This window comes from Nocardiopsis gilva YIM 90087 (assembly GCF_002263495.1).
Classification (GTDB): Bacteria; Actinomycetota; Actinomycetes; order Streptosporangiales; family Streptosporangiaceae; genus Nocardiopsis_C; species Nocardiopsis_C gilva.
In genome coordinates this window covers 5,779,538-5,796,513 of the sequence record NZ_CP022753.1, presented here as the reverse complement: position 1 = coordinate 5,796,513, position 16,976 = coordinate 5,779,538, and the positions used below count along the sequence as shown (strand labels likewise).

Annotated in this window: 8 protein-coding genes; all 8 read left to right on the top strand. The window is 67.9% G+C overall.

Annotation, left to right across the window (positions count from 1 at the left end):
- The first annotated feature begins 686 nt into the window (after positions 1-686).
- A complete protein-coding gene (gene rpoB, locus CDO52_RS25275; RefSeq protein WP_017621528.1) occupies positions 687-4,154 on the top strand; it encodes a DNA-directed RNA polymerase subunit beta in 3,468 nt (1,155 codons plus the stop codon).
- A gap of 34 nt (positions 4,155-4,188) precedes the next feature.
- Positions 4,189-8,064 (top strand): DNA-directed RNA polymerase subunit beta', encoded by a 3,876-nt coding sequence (locus CDO52_RS25270; protein ID WP_017621529.1) that lies wholly within the window; start codon positions 4,189-4,191, stop codon positions 8,062-8,064.
- 157 nt (positions 8,065-8,221) lie between these two features.
- A complete protein-coding gene (locus CDO52_RS29170) occupies positions 8,222-11,554 on the top strand; it encodes a hypothetical protein (RefSeq protein WP_094932750.1) in 3,333 nt (1,110 codons plus the stop codon).
- A gap of 582 nt (positions 11,555-12,136) precedes the next feature.
- Positions 12,137-12,508: a 30S ribosomal protein S12 gene (gene rpsL / locus CDO52_RS25260; protein WP_017621532.1), complete on the top strand. Its 372-nt coding sequence runs from the start codon at positions 12,137-12,139 to the stop codon at positions 12,506-12,508.
- 2 nt (positions 12,509-12,510) lie between these two features.
- Positions 12,511-12,981, top strand: coding sequence for a 30S ribosomal protein S7 (rpsG, locus tag CDO52_RS25255; protein WP_017621533.1), 471 nt, complete (start codon positions 12,511-12,513; stop codon positions 12,979-12,981).
- A 46-nt stretch (positions 12,982-13,027) separates the two neighbouring features.
- A complete protein-coding gene (gene fusA / locus CDO52_RS25250; protein WP_017621534.1) occupies positions 13,028-15,142 on the top strand; it encodes an elongation factor G in 2,115 nt (704 codons plus the stop codon).
- A 53-nt stretch (positions 15,143-15,195) separates the two neighbouring features.
- Positions 15,196-16,389 (top strand): elongation factor Tu, encoded by a 1,194-nt coding sequence (gene tuf / locus CDO52_RS25245; protein WP_017621535.1) that lies wholly within the window; start codon positions 15,196-15,198, stop codon positions 16,387-16,389.
- Positions 16,390-16,657: 268 nt separating this feature from the next.
- Positions 16,658-16,966, top strand: coding sequence for a 30S ribosomal protein S10 (gene rpsJ / locus CDO52_RS25240; RefSeq protein WP_017621536.1), 309 nt, complete (start codon positions 16,658-16,660; stop codon positions 16,964-16,966).
- Positions 16,967-16,976 lie beyond the last annotated feature (10 nt).

The window sequence follows — 16,976 nt, the reverse complement described above, 5'->3', positions numbered from 1 at the left end:
TCCGTCCGCGCGGCGGCTGGCCCGATCTTTCGGCAGCGCCTCGTGCGGAACCTGTAGGTCCAGCTTGGCGCCGACGGCTGCGTGCCGGGCGACCCGGTGTCCGCATCCGGTCGGACAGGGCCGAATGCCGACGATGCTGGTGAGTTTCGGGCGTGCCGCGTGGCCATACGGGTGGTGCCGATGGGACTCGGGGGGAGTTCTCGCGCCGTTCCGTGTCTCGGTGTGACTCCGCCGTTACCGACCGATCGCGGTTGGCCCGTGTCTCCGGTCTCGGGGATACTGGGGGCGGTGGTGACCGGATGGCGCCTGGACCTACGGGTCTTTCCCGGTTATCCGGTCATTCACACCCCCGGTGGCCTGTGGGACCTCTCACGGCCCCGGGAGCCCCCTCTGAAGGGGCTCCGGGCTTGACGGATTCGTCGGTTGGGGCGATGCTGCGTGGTGTCGTGAATGACTCCGGGGGCCACGGTTGGACAGCGGTGTAGTATTCGGCTACACTGCCCTTTTGCGCTGCCCTTTGACGATCCGTGTGCCGGTGTCCGTGCGTTGTGTCCGATTCTTCGTGATCTCGGCGCTCCTCGTACGTGCTCCTGACGGGAGCCTTCCGATTTCGACGGTACTCCGACACCTTGGGTCGTCCGGCGTGCGCGCGCATCAACCGCCACAAGCCTTCGGAAGGACCCCTGTTGGCAGCCTCGCGCAACGCCTCCGCTAACGCCCTTGGTCCGAACCGCGTTTCTTTCGCTCGCATTCAGGAACCACTCGAGGTCCCGAACCTTCTCGCCCTGCAGACCGACTCGTTCGACTGGCTGCTCGGCAACGAGAAGTGGCGTGCCCGAGTGGAGGCGGCCCGTAACGCCGGCCGTAAGGACGTTCCGGAGCAGTCCGGTCTCGAAGAGATCTTCGAGGAGATCAGTCCCATCGAGGACTTCTCGGGCACGATGTCGCTCTCGTTCCGCGACCATCGGTTCGAGCCGCCCAAGTACTCCGAAGAGGAGTGCAAGGACAAGGACATGACGTACTCCGCCCCGATGTTCGTCACGGCGGAGTTCATCAACAACGACACCGGTGAGATCAAGAGCCAGACGGTGTTCATGGGCGACTTCCCGCTCATGACCGCCAAGGGCACCTTCATCATCAACGGCACCGAGCGTGTCGTCGTGTCTCAGCTTGTCCGTTCGCCGGGCGTGTACTTCGACCGCCAGATCGACAAGTCCTCCGACAAGGACCTCTACGGGTGCAAGGTCATCCCGTCGCGCGGCGCCTGGCTGGAGTTCGAGGTCGACAAGCGCGACTTCGTCGGTGTCCGCATCGACCGCAAGCGCAAGCAGGGCGTCACCGTCCTGCTCAAGGCGCTGGGCTGGACGACCGACCAGATCCTGGAGCGCTTCGGCCACTACGAGTCCATCCGCAACACGCTGGAGAAGGACCCGACCGCGGGTACCGACGACGCGCTGCTGGACATCTACCGCAAGCTGCGTCCGGGTGAGCCGCCCACGAAGGAGTCGGCTCAGGCGCTGCTGGAGAACCTGTACTTCAACCCCAAGCGCTACGACCTGGCCAAGGTCGGCCGGTACAAGATCAACAAGAAGCTCGGGGTCGACGCCGAGTACACCCAGGGCACGCTGACCGAAGACGACATCGTCGCCACCATCGACTACCTCGTCCGGCTGCACGCCGGTGAGGAGGAGCTGGAGACCGCGAACGGCTCCCTCCCGATCGAGACCGACGACATCGACCACTTCGGCAACCGGCGCCTGCGCACCGTCGGCGAGCTCATCCAGAACCAGGTCCGCCTGGGCCTGGCCCGCATGGAGCGTGTCGTCCGCGAGCGCATGACCACGCAGGACGTCGAGGCCATCACGCCGCAGACCCTGATCAACATCCGGCCGGTCGTCGCCTCCATCAAGGAGTTCTTCGGTACCAGCCAGCTGTCGCAGTTCATGGACCAGACCAACCCGCTGGCGGGCCTGACCCACAAGCGCCGCCTGTCGGCGCTGGGTCCGGGCGGTCTGTCCCGTGAACGCGCCGGCTTCGAGGTGCGCGACGTCCACCCGTCGCACTACGGCCGCATGTGCCCGATCGAGACGCCGGAAGGCCCGAACATCGGTCTGATCGGCTCGCTGGCCGGGTACGGCCGGGTCAACTCCTTCGGCTTCGTGGAGACCCCGTACCGCAAGGTCATCGACGGCCGCCTGACCGACGAGGTCGTCTACCTGACCGCCGACGAAGAGGACCGCTTCGTCATCGCGCAGGCCAACACCATGGTCAGCGCGGACGGCACCTTCGAGACCAACCGCGTCCTGGTCCGCCGTAAGGGCGGGGAGTTCGAGCTCGCCTCCGTGGACGAGGTCGACTACATGGACGTCTCGCCGCGCCAGATGGTGTCGGTCGCGACCTCCATGATCCCGTTCCTGGAGCACGACGACGCCAACCGCGCGCTCATGGGCTCCAACATGCAGCGCCAGGCGGTGCCGCTGCTGCGGGCCGAGGCTCCGGTCGTGGGTACCGGCATGGAGTACCGTGCCGCCACCGACGCCGGCGAGGTCATCCTGGCGGAGAGCGCCGGTGTCGTCGAGGACGTCACCGCCGACTACGTCACCGTCATGGCCGACGACGGCTCGCGCAAGACCTACCGCCTGGGCAAGTTCCGCCGCAGCAACCAGGGCACCTGCTTCAACCAGCGCCCCATCGTCACCGAGGGGCAGCGGGTCGAGGAGCGCCAGGTGCTCGCCGACGGCCCCTCCACCGACCAGGGTGAGATGTCGCTCGGCAAGAACCTGCTCGTGGCCTACATGTCCTGGGAGGGCCACAACTACGAGGACGCGATCATCCTCTCCCAGCGCCTGGTGCAGGACGACGTCCTCTCCTCGATCCACATCGAGGAGCACGAGGTCGACGCCCGCGACACCAAGCTGGGCCCGGAGGAGATCACCCGCGAGATCCCCAACGTCAGCGACGAAGTTCTGGCCGACCTCGACGACCGCGGCATCATCCGCATCGGTGCCGAGGTCGTCGACGGCGACATCCTCGTCGGCAAGGTCACGCCCAAGGGTGAGACCGAGCTGACGCCGGAGGAGCGGCTGCTGCGCGCCATCTTCGGTGAGAAGGCGCGCGAGGTGCGCGACACCTCCCTGAAGGTCCCGCACGGTGAGTCCGGCAAGGTCATCGGCGTGCGCGTCTTCAGCCGCGACGAGGGCGACGAACTGCCGCCCGGCGTGAACGAGCTGGTCCGCGTCTACGTCGCGCAGAAGCGCAAGATCACCGACGGCGACAAGCTCGCCGGCCGCCACGGCAACAAGGGCGTCATCGCCAAGATCCTCCCCCAGGAGGACATGCCGTTCATGGCCGACGGCACGCCGGTCGACATCATCCTCAACCCGCTGGGCGTTCCCGGTCGAATGAACGTCGGGCAGGTGCTGGAGGTCCACCTCGGCTGGCTGGCCAAGAACGGCTGGGCGGTCGACGGCGACGACGAGCCGTGGAAGCAGGCGCTCCACGAGATCGGTGTCGACACCGCCGAGCCCGGCACCAAGGTCGCCACCCCGGTGTTCGACGGTGTGCGCGAGGACGAGATCGGCGGCATGCTGGCGTCCACCCTCCCCAACGCGGACGGTGAGCGCCTGATCGGCACGAACGGCAAGACCACCCTGTACGACGGGCGTACCGGTGAGCCGTTCGCCCACCCGATCTCCGTCGGCTACAAGTACATCCTCAAGCTGCACCACCTGGTCGACGACAAGATCCACGCGCGCTCCACCGGTCCGTACTCGATGATCACGCAGCAGCCGCTGGGTGGTAAGGCGCAGTTCGGTGGCCAGCGCTTCGGTGAGATGGAGGTCTGGGCGCTCGAGGCCTACGGTGCCGCCTACGCCCTGCAGGAGCTGCTCACGATCAAGTCGGACGACGTCCTGGGCCGCGTGAAGGTCTACGAGGCGATCGTCAAGGGCGAGAACATCCCCGAACCGGGCATTCCCGAATCCTTCAAGGTGCTCATCAAGGAGATGCAGTCGCTCTGTCTGAACGTGGAGGTGCTGTCCAGTGACGGTATGTCCATCGAGATGCGGGACACAGATGAGGACGTCTTCCGTGCAGCGGAAGAACTGGGGATCGACCTTGGTCGGCGCGAGCCGAGCAGTGTCGAAGAGGTCTAACTTCCGCGATCTTCAAGAGCAGGGGACGAATTAAGTGCTCGACGTCAATTTCTTCGACGAGCTGCGTATTGGCCTCGCGACCGCCGACGACATCCGCCAGTGGTCGCACGGCGAGGTCAAGAAGCCGGAAACCATCAACTACCGAACCCTGAAGCCGGAGAAGGACGGGCTCTTCTGCGAGAAGATCTTCGGCCCCACCCGCGACTGGGAGTGCTACTGCGGTAAGTACAAGCGGGTCCGCTTCAAGGGCATCATCTGTGAGCGCTGCGGGGTCGAGGTCACCCGGGCGAAGGTCCGTCGTGAGCGCATGGGCCACATCGAGCTCGCCGCTCCGGTGACCCACATCTGGTACTTCAAGGGCGTGCCCAGCCGCCTGGGGTACCTGCTCGACCTTGCCCCGAAGGATCTCGAGAAGATCATCTACTTCGCGGCCTACATGGTCACCTGGGTCGACACCGAGGCGCGTGAGCGCGACATGCAGTCGCTCGAAGCGCACATCTCGGTGGAGCGCCAGCACCTGGAGCAGCGGCGCGACTCCTCGGTCGAGGAGCGCCACCGCAAGCTCGAGGCCGACCTCGCCGAGCTGGAGGAGCAGGGCGCCAAGGGCGACGCGCGCCGCAAGGTGCGCGAGTCCGCCGAGCGCGAGATGCGGCAGATCCGCGAGCGCGTGCAGCGCGAGATCGACCGCCTCGAAGAGGTCTGGAACCGCTTCAAGAACCTCAAGGTCCAGGACCTCGAGGGCGACGAGATGCTCTACCGCGAGATGCGGGACCGCTTCGGGAAGTACTTCCGCGGCGGCATGGGCGCCCAGGCCATCCAGGAGCGCCTGGCCAACTTCGACCTCGACGCCGAGGCCGAGAAGCTGCGCGAGACCATCCGCAGCGGCAAGGGCCAGAAGAAGGCCCGCGCCCTGAAGCGGCTCAAGGTCGTCGCGGCGTTCCTCAACACGCGGAACAGCCCGATGGGCATGGTCCTGGACTGCGTCCCGGTCATCCCGCCGGACCTGCGTCCGATGGTGCAGCTCGACGGTGGCCGCTTCGCGACCTCCGACCTCAACGACCTGTACCGCCGGGTGATCAACCGGAACAACCGCCTCAAGCGGCTGCTCGACCTCGGCGCGCCCGAGATCATCGTCAACAACGAGAAGCGGATGCTGCAGGAGGCCGTCGACGCGCTGTTCGACAACGGCCGCCGCGGCCGACCGGTCACCGGTCCGGGCAACCGTCCGCTGAAGTCGCTGTCCGACATGCTCAAGGGCAAGCAGGGTCGCTTCCGGCAGAACCTGCTCGGTAAGCGCGTCGACTACTCCGGCCGTTCGGTCATCGTCGTCGGCCCGACCCTGAAGCTGCACCAGTGCGGTCTGCCCAAGCAGATGGCCCTGGAGCTGTTCAAGCCGTTCGTGATGAAGCGCCTGGTCGACCTGAACCACGCGCAGAACATCAAGAGCGCCAAGCGGATGGTCGAGCGTTCCCGCCCCGTGGTGTGGGACGTCCTCGAAGAGGTCATCACCGAGCACCCGGTGCTGCTCAACCGTGCGCCCACCCTGCACCGTCTGGGCATCCAGGCCTTCGAACCGCAGCTGGTCGAGGGCAAGGCCATCCAGATCCACCCGCTCGTCTGCACCGCGTTCAACGCGGACTTCGACGGTGACCAGATGGCCGTGCACCTGCCGCTGTCGGCGGAGGCCCAGGCTGAGGCGCGCCTGCTCATGCTGGCGACCAACAACATCCTCAAGCCGTCCGACGGCAAGCCGGTCACCATGCCGACGCAGGACATGATCATCGGCCTCTACTACCTGACCACTCTCAAGGAGAATGCGAAGGGCGAGGGCCGCTCGTTCCGCACGCCGGCCGAGGCGATCATGGCCTACGACAACGGCGAGCTCGACCTGCAGGCCAAGATCCAGATGCGGCTCGACCACGATGTCCCGCCGCCGCGCGGCTGGGAGGCGCCGGAGAGCCTCGAGGCCGGAGAGCCCTACCGGCTGGAGACCACGCTCGGCCGGTACCTCTTCAACGAGACCACGCCGCTCGACTACCCCTACGTCAACCACCAGATGGGCAAGAAGCAGATCTCGGTCCTGGTCAACGACCTGGCCGAGGGCTACGACAAGGCCCAGGTCGCCACGACGCTCGACGCCCTGAAGGACGCCGGGTACCACTGGGCGACCCGTTCGGGGCTGACCATCGGTATCGGCGACGTCCTCGCGCCTCCCGGCAAGCAGGAGATCCTGGACGGCTACGAGAACCAGGCCGACAAGATCCAGCGGGAGTACGACCGCGGTCTGATCACCGACGATGAGCGCCGCCAGGAGCTCACCGAGATCTGGACCAAGGCCACCAACGAGGTCGCCCAGGTCATGGAGGACAACTTCCCGGTCGACAACCCGGTGTGGATGATGGTCCAGTCCGGGGCCCGTGGTAACCCGATGCAGGTCCGGCAGATCGCCGGTATCCGTGGTCTGGTCTCCAACACCAAGGGTGAGACCATCCCGCGTCCGATCAAGTCCTCCTACCGCGAGGGCCTGTCCGTGCTGGAGTACTTCATCTCCACGCACGGTCAGCGGAAGGGTCTGGCCGACACCGCGCTCCGGACCGCCGACTCCGGGTACCTCACCCGTCGTCTGGTGGACGTCGCCCAGGACGTCATCGTCCGCGAGGTCGACTGCGGTACGGACCGCTCGCTGTGGCAGGAGGTCGGTGAGAAGAACGCCGCCGGCACCGTCGTGCGCAAGCACAACGTCGAGAACACCGGTTTCGGCCGTACGCTCGCCGAGGACGTCGTGGTCAACGGCGAGATCATCGTGCCCGCCGGGGGCGACACCTCCGAGGGCAACATCGACAAGCTGGTCGCGGCCGGGATCGAGCGGGTGCGCGTGCGCAGCTCGCTGACCTGTGAGGCCAAGATCGGCGTCTGCTCGACCTGCTACGGCCGCTCCATGGCGACCGGTAAGGCCGTCGACGTCGGCGAGGCCATCGGCATCATCGCCGCGCAGTCGATCGGTGAGCCGGGTACCCAGCTGACCATGCGGACCTTCCACATGGGTGGTTCCGCCGGTGCGGACATCACCCACGGTCTGCCCCGTGTCCAGGAGCTCTTCGAGGCCCGCATCCCCAAGGGTGTGGCCCCGATCTCCGAGCTGCCGGGCCGGATCCGGATCGACGACACCGAGAAGAGCCGGAAGATCGTCCTGATTCCGGACGACGGCTCCGACGAGATCGCCTACCCGGTGCCCATGCGGGCGCAGCTGCTGGTGAGCGACGGCGACCACGTCACCGTCGGCCAGCAGCTGATCGCGGGTGCGATCAACCCGCACGAGGTGCTCCGCATCCAGGGCCCGCGCGCGGTGCAGCAGCACCTCGTGTCGGAGGTCCAGGAGGTCTACAAGTCGCAGGGTGTCTCGATCCACGACAAGCACATCGAGATCATCGTGCGGCAGATGCTCAAGCGAGTGAACATCCTGGAGTCGGGCGACACCTCGCTGCTGCCCGGCGAGATGGTGGAGCGTCCGAAGTTCGAGGCGATGAACCGCGAGGTCGTGGCCGAAGGTGGCCAGCCCGCGGCCGGTCGACCGGTTCTTCTGGGCATCACCAAGGCCTCGCTGGCCACGGAGTCGTGGCTGTCGGCGGCCTCCTTCCAGGAGACCACCCGGGTGCTCACCGAGAACGCGATTCACGGCAAGAGCGACCCGCTGGTCGGGCTCAAGGAGAACGTCATCATCGGTAAGCTCATCCCGGCGGGTACCGGACTTCCGAAGTACCGCAACATCCGGGTGGAGCCGACCGAGGAGGCGAAGGCGTCGATGTACTCTGTCTCGGGCTACGACGAGCCCAGCGAGTACACCTTCGGTCAGGGATCCGGTGAGGCGGTTCCGCTGGAGGAGTACGACTTCGGCCCCTACAACAGGTGACGTCGAGAGACGACCGGTGAGATCGATTGATTGATCTGGCAGCGGCGGTAGTCCACTCCGGAAGGGGTGGAACTACCGCCGTTCGTCGTTCCCGGTCGGCATACTCGGATTCGGATGGGGACTCAAGCGCGCAGGCGCGGTCTGGAGAACGAACACAGTGACGGACAACGGGGGAGGGCGGTACGGGTCATCGGAGGAGGAGCAGGAGCGGCAGAAGCCGGGCTCCTGGTTCACGCCGACTGGCGACCGGTACCGCACACAGTCGCATTACCAGGACCCCTACACGGGGGACGACGAAGTCGACGGAGCGGCGGGCGACGCCGCACCGGCACGCGACGCGGACAGCACGCCCGGCTCCTTCGGTGGGTTCCCGAACACCGGCGGCTACCCGGGGATGAGCGGAACGCGCCCGGGCATGGCGGAGCCGTACCCCTCGGCCCTCGGCGGCCTGGGGTCGGACACGCGTGAGCCCACGGGCGCGCAGCCGTCGCAGAGCGGGCTGGGGTCCGCTCCCGGCCAGGACCTGCCGGGGGGCCTTCCGCCGCTGCCCGGTGCGCCCGGCTACCCCGGAGCGACCGGCGGACAGCCGCCTGTCGGCGGACCATCGCCCGCCGACGGACCGTCGTCCACCGGCGGCGCACCGGCCACGGGAGAGCAGTCGTCGCTCGGCGGCCGACCGCCCGCAGGCGGGCCGACCCACAGTGGCGGCTGGCCCGGCATGCCGGCGTCGGAGCCCGACGCGCCGATGCCGACGAGCCCCCAGTACGACCTGGGCACCGGCTCGGCACCGGCGTACGACCCCCGCACCGCACCGGGTCTGCCGCCCTACGCGTCCGGCGCTCCCGCGCCCTATGCCGGACCGGGCGATCCGATGACCGGTTCCACCCCCTCGGAGCCCTCCGCCGGAGACGCGCGGGACCGTCCCATGGCGGGAGCCGATGACCGACCCGCGCCATCGGCCCCCTCCGACGGTGAGAGCACCGACGAGGCCCCCGCCGGTGGGGTCTACCGGGTGCCCACGGGCGCGCAACCGGCGTGGACGCCTCAGGGTGACCTGCGGGACCTGCCGTTCAATGTGCCCGGCGGCACGGGCGGCTACCCCGGGTTCGGATCGAGCGTTCGCCGAGAGCGTCCCGACGCCCCGATGGCGCCGACCACCGAGGAGGCTCACCCCGCCGCCCCCGACCAGCAGGACCACCGCGGGACGGACCACGCCGCCCTCGGCCAGGAGCTCGGCCACCCGCAGGAGGCGGCCGGTCCGGTTCCGGGGGTTCCCGCGCCGGAGCCGGGACGGCCCGACGATCCCTCCGCCCGGCTGTTCGGCGGCCCCGCCCTCGGTGCCGACACCAACGTCCGGAACGAGCCGGAGCGGACGGACCACGCGAACGGCTGGGCCCCCGAGACCCCCGCCGACACCACGGACTTCTCCTCCTCCCCGGCCCCCTCGGCCTTTCCCCCGTACTCGGACCAGCCCGAGCGGTGGGACCGCGCCGACGCGTCCGGGCCCCAGCCCCGACACGGGGATGGCGGGGTCCCCGGCGGGGCGACACCGGACCTGGCCCCGAAAGGCCCCCAGGACGGCTTCGCGCCACCGCGTGACGAGCCCGGCCGCCCCGCCTACGGTGAGCCCTTCGGTGCCCCTCCGGCGACGACCGGCGGCTTCCCGGCGGTCTCGACGGATCCCGCGGCCCGGTCCGGTGCGGGCTATCCGGCCGGTGGCGCGGACGAAGGCCGCCGGGACGTCCGGTGGGACGACCCGCTGAGCGCGGGCGGCACCTGGACCCCGTCGGACGACGCTGTCCAGGAGGCCGGCTGGGAGCGGTCCGCCGGACCGGTGGAACCGTCGCTGCCCACCGGCGAGTACACCGACGAGCTCTCCCGGCCCTACATGGGGCGGCAGCCCGCGGAGGAGCCCCCGGCCGGGGCCACCACCGGCCAGTGGGAGAGCCCGTGGGCCGCGACCGACGTTCCCCCGCCGACCACCGGTCCGTTCGCGCGGATCGACCCGGCCGCGCCGTCGCCCGCCGAGGGCGACACCGCGCGAAGCGGGGAGGGGGTACCGCGCGACCCGGAGGCTCCCGGCGCCGGCACCCCGGCGCCCGGCGGTGCGTCGTCGGACCTCGGCGGCCAGCTCGGTACGGGAAGCGGGAACACCTGGGCGTTCAGCAGGGATGACCCCCGCCTGCCCGACTCCGTGCGCGAGGAAGCGCTGCGGGCCGAGCAGAAGCGGCGGGACGGTTCGCCCGAGCACACCACGCAGTTCTTCGCGGCCGACCCCGCCGGTCCGTCCGCGGCGGACTCCGAACCGGGTGCGGACAGTGCCCCGGCGGCCGACGACCCGCTGGCGTCCATCGCCGCCCAGCAGGCGCAGGCGCGCGCGCAGGGGGGCGGGGCGCCCGACTCCGACGAGGGCGCGCGTCTCGACGACTGGGGCGCACGGCTGAGCCCGATGCCGTCGCCGCAGCGGGGGGTCGAGGACGAACTCGGTCCGGACCGGCGCGGCGAGGCCGAGTACGACCAGCGCGGCGACGCGTTCGGTCGCGGCCCCGGCGTGGACGAGGCCTACGCCCCCGAGCCGTGGGCCCCGCGGCCCGACGTGATCGGCGGCGGAGCGAGTGGCGAGCCTGAGCGCGGCGCGGACACGCAATCCTGGGCGGAGAATACGAGCTACGCCGACGCGATGCAGGGGACGCAGGCGATGCCCGCGCTCCCCGATGACCTCGGCGCGGACCGCCGCGGCGACGCGTACGCCGACCCTCCCGCGGGGGACCGGCCGGCGGAGTACGGCTACGACGGCGGTCCTGACGGCCACTACGCCTACGGCGACCGCCACGTCGAGGACGGACCCGGCGGCTGGTCGGACCACGACGGTTACGATCACCGGCCCGGCCCCGACCAGGGCTATGCCGACGATCACGGGCCGGACGCCTACGGCGACTACGGTCCGGACCGCGACGGCCGCTTCGCGCCCGACGGCGGTGACCCGTACGCTCCGGCGCCCGAGCACGGCGACCGGTACGCCGACCACGCCGACTACGACGCCGGCTACCGCGACCGGGACGGTGCGGAGTACTACGACGACGAGGGGTACGACGGCTACGGCGAGCCCGCACCCGAGGAACCGTCCTCGCGCCGGGGCCGTGGCGGTCGCGACCCGATCGCCGACGACTTCCCCGGTTTCAACGACGGTCCGCTGGACGGCGGCAGCGGCGACCCCTACCCGGGGTACGACAACATCGACTACTGGCCGGAGACGGAATCCGGAGCCACCACCACCCTGTGGCTCGGCATCCTCGGTCTCGTTCCGGTGATCGGCCTGTTCACCGCGCTCGCGGCGTTCATCACCGGGCCGAAGGCCAAGCGCAACATCCAGGCCTCCGACGGTGAGCTCGAAGGCCTGAACCTGGTGACCACCGGTACCGTCCTCGCCGCGGTCGGCATCGTGCTGTTCCTCGTCGAGGCCGCTGTGGCCGTCGTGATGTTCATCTGAGCGGCGACCTCACGCCCAGCCGACGGCGCCCCGCCGTCCCGTGCACCACGGGACGGCGGGGCGCCGTCGTCGTGATCGTCGCCACGTCCACGACGCGTACCCCACCCCTTTTCCGGGCGACACGCCGAGGTTGTCGGGTGGAGCCACGCCATGTTTCCCCGTGGTATAGAGGTTTCGTGCCGGAGTGCGACCGTTGGCCAACCCGACCACTGCTCTGACGGCGTACACTGATAGTGGCCTACGGCAGCATGCGGCTCCGGAGTACGGGTACCGCGGAGTGCTGGTCTTACGTTTTGACCAGGCACAACCGATTCGGTACTCTCTAACTTCGTGCCCGTGAGTCAACGGGTCACACGTGTGTGCTTTTTCGCCGGTCCCGCGTGCGGGCGGCGAGGAAGAGTGCCACGTGACACCTCCTCCCACGTGATTCGACCACCAGGTCGGGCGTATCGATATTCGCCATGCTTGGGGTAGAGCGCGACACGCCCGGATTCGGGGGTCGGGGGGAACGGGAAATTCAGCAGGTCAATAGCGATATCGGCTAAGAGAACCGGCGTAGGTCACGAGAAAGACGGAGACGCGGTGCCCACCATCCAGCAGCTGGTCCGCAAGGGCCGACAGGACAAGCTCACAAAGAGCCAGACCCCGGCGCTGAAGGGGAGTCCGCAGCGTCGTGGTGTGTGCACGCGTGTTTACACCACCACGCCCCGGAAGCCGAACTCCGCGCTGCGCAAGGTCGCCCGTGTGAAGTTGAGCAGCGGTATCGAGGTCACTGCCTACATTCCCGGTGTCGGGCACAACCTGCAGGAGCACTCCATCGTGCTCGTGCGCGGTGGCCGTGTGAAGGACCTGCCGGGCGTCCGGTACAAGGTCATCCGCGGTTCGCTGGACACTCAGGGCGTCCGTAACCGCAAGCAAGCGCGTAGCCGTTACGGCGTTAAGAAGGAGAAGTAAGCATGCCGCGCAAGGGCCCGGCGCCGAAGCGCCAGCTGATCACTGACCCCGTCTACGGGTCGCCGCTGGTTACCGCACTGATCAACAAGGTGCTGCTGGACGGCAAGCGCTCCATCGCCCAGGGGATCGTCTACGACGCCCTCGAGGGCTCCCGCGAGAAGACGGGCCAGGACCCGCTCGTGGTTCTGAAGCGTGCTCTGGACAACGTGAAACCCTCCCTTGAGGTGCGCAGCCGCCGCGTTGGTGGCGCCACCTACCAGGTGCCGGTCGAGGTCCGTGCGTCCCGGAGCACCACACTCGCTCTGCGCTGGCTGGTCACCTACTCGCGGCAGCGCCGCGAGAAGACGATGACCGAGCGCCTGATGAACGAGCTGGTCGACGCCAGCAACGGTCTTGGCGCGAGCGTCAAGCGCCGCGAGGACACACACAAGATGGCGGAGTCGAACAAGGCTTTCGCCCACTACCGCTGGTAATCCCCGCGGCCGAATCGATACGAGAGACCGAGAGAAGACGAGCCACATGGCTACCACTGCTCTTGACCTAGCCAAGGTCCGCAACATCGGGATCATGGCGCACATCGACGCGGGTAAGACCACGACGACCGAGCGGATCCTCTACTACACCGGCGTGACCTACAAGGTCGGTGAGGTCCACGATGGCGCGGCCACCATGGACTGGATGAAGGAGGAGCAGAGCCGAGGGATCACGATCACCTCGGCCGCTACCACCACCCATTGGGACGACCACACCATCAACATCATCGACACGCCCGGCCACGTGGACTTCACGGTCGAGGTCGAGCGGTCGCTGCGTGTCCTCGACGGTGCGGTCGCGGTGTTCGACGCCAAGGAAGGCGTTGAGCCCCAGTCCGAGCAGGTGTGGCGCCAGGCCGACCGGTACAACGTCCCGCGTATCTGCTTCGTCAACAAGATGGACAAGATCGGCGCCGAGTTCCACCGCTGCGTGGACATGTTCGCCGACCGCCTCGGGGCCAACCCCATGGCGATCCAGCTGCCGATCGGTGCGGAGTCCGACTTCAAGGGCGTCATCGACCTCGTCCACATGAAGGCGCTCGTCTGGAACGCCGAGGCCAAGCTGGGCGAGATGTACGACACGCTCGACATCCCGGAGACGCACGCCGAGGCCGCCCGCGAGGCGCACGACAAGATGATCGAGACGCTGGCCGAGGCCGACGACGAGATCATGGAGCTCTACCTGGAGGGCGTCGAGCCCACGGTGGAGCAGATCGTGCCCGCCATCCGGCGCGCCACCATCGCGGGTACCGCGGTTCCGGTGCTGTGCGGCACCGCGTTCAAGAACAAGGGCGTGCAGCCCCTGCTCGACGCGGTCACCGCCTACCTGCCCTCGCCCCTGGACGTCGAGTCCGTCACGGGTCACGACCCCAAGGACGAGTCCGAGGAGGCCAACCTCACTCGCAAGCCGAGCGAGGAGGAGCCCCTCTCCGCTCTGGTCTTCAAGATCATGAGCGACCCGCACCTGGGCAAGCTGACGTACCTGCGCGTCTACTCCGGTGTTCTGGAGGCCGGCACGCAGGTGCTGAACAGTGTCAAGGGGCGCAAGGAGCGCATCGGCAAGATCTACCGGATGCACTCCAACAAGCGCGAGGAGATCGCGCGTGTCGGTGCCGGTGACATCGTCGCCGTCATGGGCCTGAAGGACACCACGACGGGTGAGACGCTGTGCAGCTCCGCGCAGCCGATCGTCCTGGAGTCGATGAGCTTCCCGGCCCCGGTCATTCGAGTCGCCGTCGAGCCGAAGACCAAGAGCGACCAGGAGAAGCTGGGCGTCGCGATCCAGCGTCTGGCCGAGGAGGACCCGTCCTTCCAGGTCTCCACCGACGAGGAGACCGGCCAGACCATCATCGCCGGTATGGGCGAGCTCCACCTTGAGGTGCTCGTCAACCGGATGCGCGACGAGTTCAAGGTCGAGGCGAACATCGGTAAGCCCCAGGTGGCCTACCGCGAGACCATTCGCAAGAAGGTCGAAAAGGTCGAATACACCCACAAGAAGCAGACGGGTGGTTCGGGCCAGTTCGGTCGCGTCATCATCGACCTCGAGCCCCTCGCGGCCGATGGCGACGGTGACAGCGGCGGTTACGAGTTCGTCAACAACATCACTGGTGGCCGCATCCCGCGGGAGTACATCCCGTCCGTGGACGCGGGCTGCCAGGAGGCTGCCGAGTTCGGTGTCCTCGCTGGGTACCCCCTGGTCGGGATCAAGGTCACCCTGCAGGACGGCGCCTACCACGACGTCGACTCCTCCGAACTCGCCTTCAAGGTCGCCGGCTCCATGGCGTTCAAGGACGCGTCCCGCAAGGCCAAGCCGGTCATCCTGGAGCCGGTCATGGCGGTCGAGGTCACGACGCCCGAGGACTACATGGGCGACGTGATCGGTGACCTGAACAGCCGACGCGGTCAGATCCAGTCGATGGAGGAGCGCGCCGGCACCCGGCTCGTCAAGGCCCTGGTTCCTCTGTCGGAGATGTTCGGCTACGTGGGTGACCTGCGCAGCCGCACCCAGGGTCGGGCCAACTACACGATGGTGTTCGACTCCTACGTCGAGGTGCCGACCAACGTCCAAGAAGAGATCGTTGCGAAGGCGCGCGGCGAATAACCGCGGACACGTAACCAGTCAGCTAGCAACTCTGTACGTCTAGGAGAAGTCCAGTGGCGAAGGCCAAGTTCGAGCGGACCAAGCCGCACGTAAACATCGGCACCATCGGTCACATCGACCACGGTAAGACCACGCTTACCGCTGCTATCACCAAGGTTCTGCACGAGGCGCACCCGGACCTGAACCCGTTCACGCCGTTCGAGGACATCGACAACGCTCCGGAGGAGCGCGAGCGCGGTATCACCATCTCCGTCGCTCACGTCGAGTACCAGACCGAGGCGCGTCACTACGCCCACGTTGACTGCCCGGGTCACGCGGACTACGTGAAGAACATGATCACCGGTGCCGCGCAGATGGACGGGGCCATCCTCGTCGTCGCCGCCACCGACGGCCCGATGCCGCAGACCAAGGAGCACGTGCTCCTGGCCCGCCAGGTCGGCGTTCCGGCCATCGTGGTCGCCCTGAACAAGGCCGACATGGTGGACGACGAGGAGATCTTCGAGCTCGTCGAGCTGGAGATCCGTGAGCTGCTCACCGAGTACGAGTTCCCGGGCGACGACGCTTCGGTCGTCAAGGTCTCCGCGCTCAAGGCCCTGGAGGGCGAGCAGAAGTGGAGCGACGCCGTCCTGGAGCTCATGAAGGCCGTGGACGAGAGCATCCCCGAGCCGCAGCGTGACACCGACAAGCCGTTCCTGATGCCGATCGAGGACGTCTTCTCGATCACCGGTCGCGGCACCGTCGTCACCGGCCGCATCGAGCGCGGCATCATCAAGGTCAACGAGACCGTCGACATCGTCGGCATCAAGGAAGAGAAGCAGACGACGACCGTTACGGGCGTCGAGATGTTCCGCAAGCTCCTCGACGAGGGCCACGCGGGCGACAACGTCGGTCTGCTGCTGCGCGGTACCAAGCGCGAGGACGTCGAGCGCGGCCAGGTTGTCATCAAGCCGGGCACGACCACCCCGCACACGGAGTTCGAGGCCCAGGTCGTCATCCTGTCCAAGGACGAGGGTGGCCGCCACACGCCCTTCTTCAACAACTACCGCCCGCAGTTCTACTTCCGGACCACGGACGTCACCGGCGTCGTCACGCTGCCCGAGGGCACCGAGATGGTCATGCCGGGCGACAGCACCGGCATGACGGTCCAGCTGATCCAGCCGGTCGCCATGGAAGAGGGTCTGAAGTTCGCCATCCGTGAGGGTGGCCGGACCGTCGGCGCGGGCCGCGTTACCAAGATCATCAAGTAGCAGCAACGCGCAGGGGCGGCATCGTCCGCCCCTGTGTGGCGGCCGGGTCCTCGTGCCCCTCGGGGCGCGGCAAGCCCGGACCCGGCCGCCACACCATGAACGACGTCATCGGGCTCTGTAGCGGTGATGCACCTCCAGGGGACAGCCCTGTAGCAGTTTCTCAGGTGAATAGAGCCTCAGTAATTAAAGGGCAGCCTCTGCAGGGCACAGGGCCGGTCAACTGGCACCGCGCCTCTACGGACACTAAGCGAAGGACGAAAAGGCCACCATGGCGGGACAAAAGATCCGCATTCGGCTCAAGGCCTATGACCACGAGGTCATCGACAGCTCGGCTCGAAAGATCGTCGAGACCGTGACGCGGACTGGCGCGAGCGTCGCTGGCCCGGTGCCGTTGCCGACGGAGAAGAACGTTTACTGTGTCATCCGCTCGCCGCACAAGTACAAGGACTCGCGCGAGCACTTCGAGATGCGCACGCACAAGCGGCTGATCGACATCATCGACCCGACGCCGAAGACCGTCGACTCGCTCATGCGGCTCGACCTTCCGGCCGGCGTCGACATCGAGATCAAGCTTTAAGGGACGCACA

Excerpts from the sequence above, each read along its gene's own strand:
- rpsG (WP_017621533.1), top strand. The coding sequence starts at position 12,511 with ATGCCGCGCAAGGGCCCGGCGCCGAAGCGCCAGCTGATCACTGACCCC.
- fusA (WP_017621534.1), top strand. The coding sequence starts at position 13,028 with ATGGCTACCACTGCTCTTGACCTAGCCAAGGTCCGCAACATCGGGATC.
- rpsJ (WP_017621536.1), top strand. The coding sequence starts at position 16,658 with ATGGCGGGACAAAAGATCCGCATTCGGCTCAAGGCCTATGACCACGAG.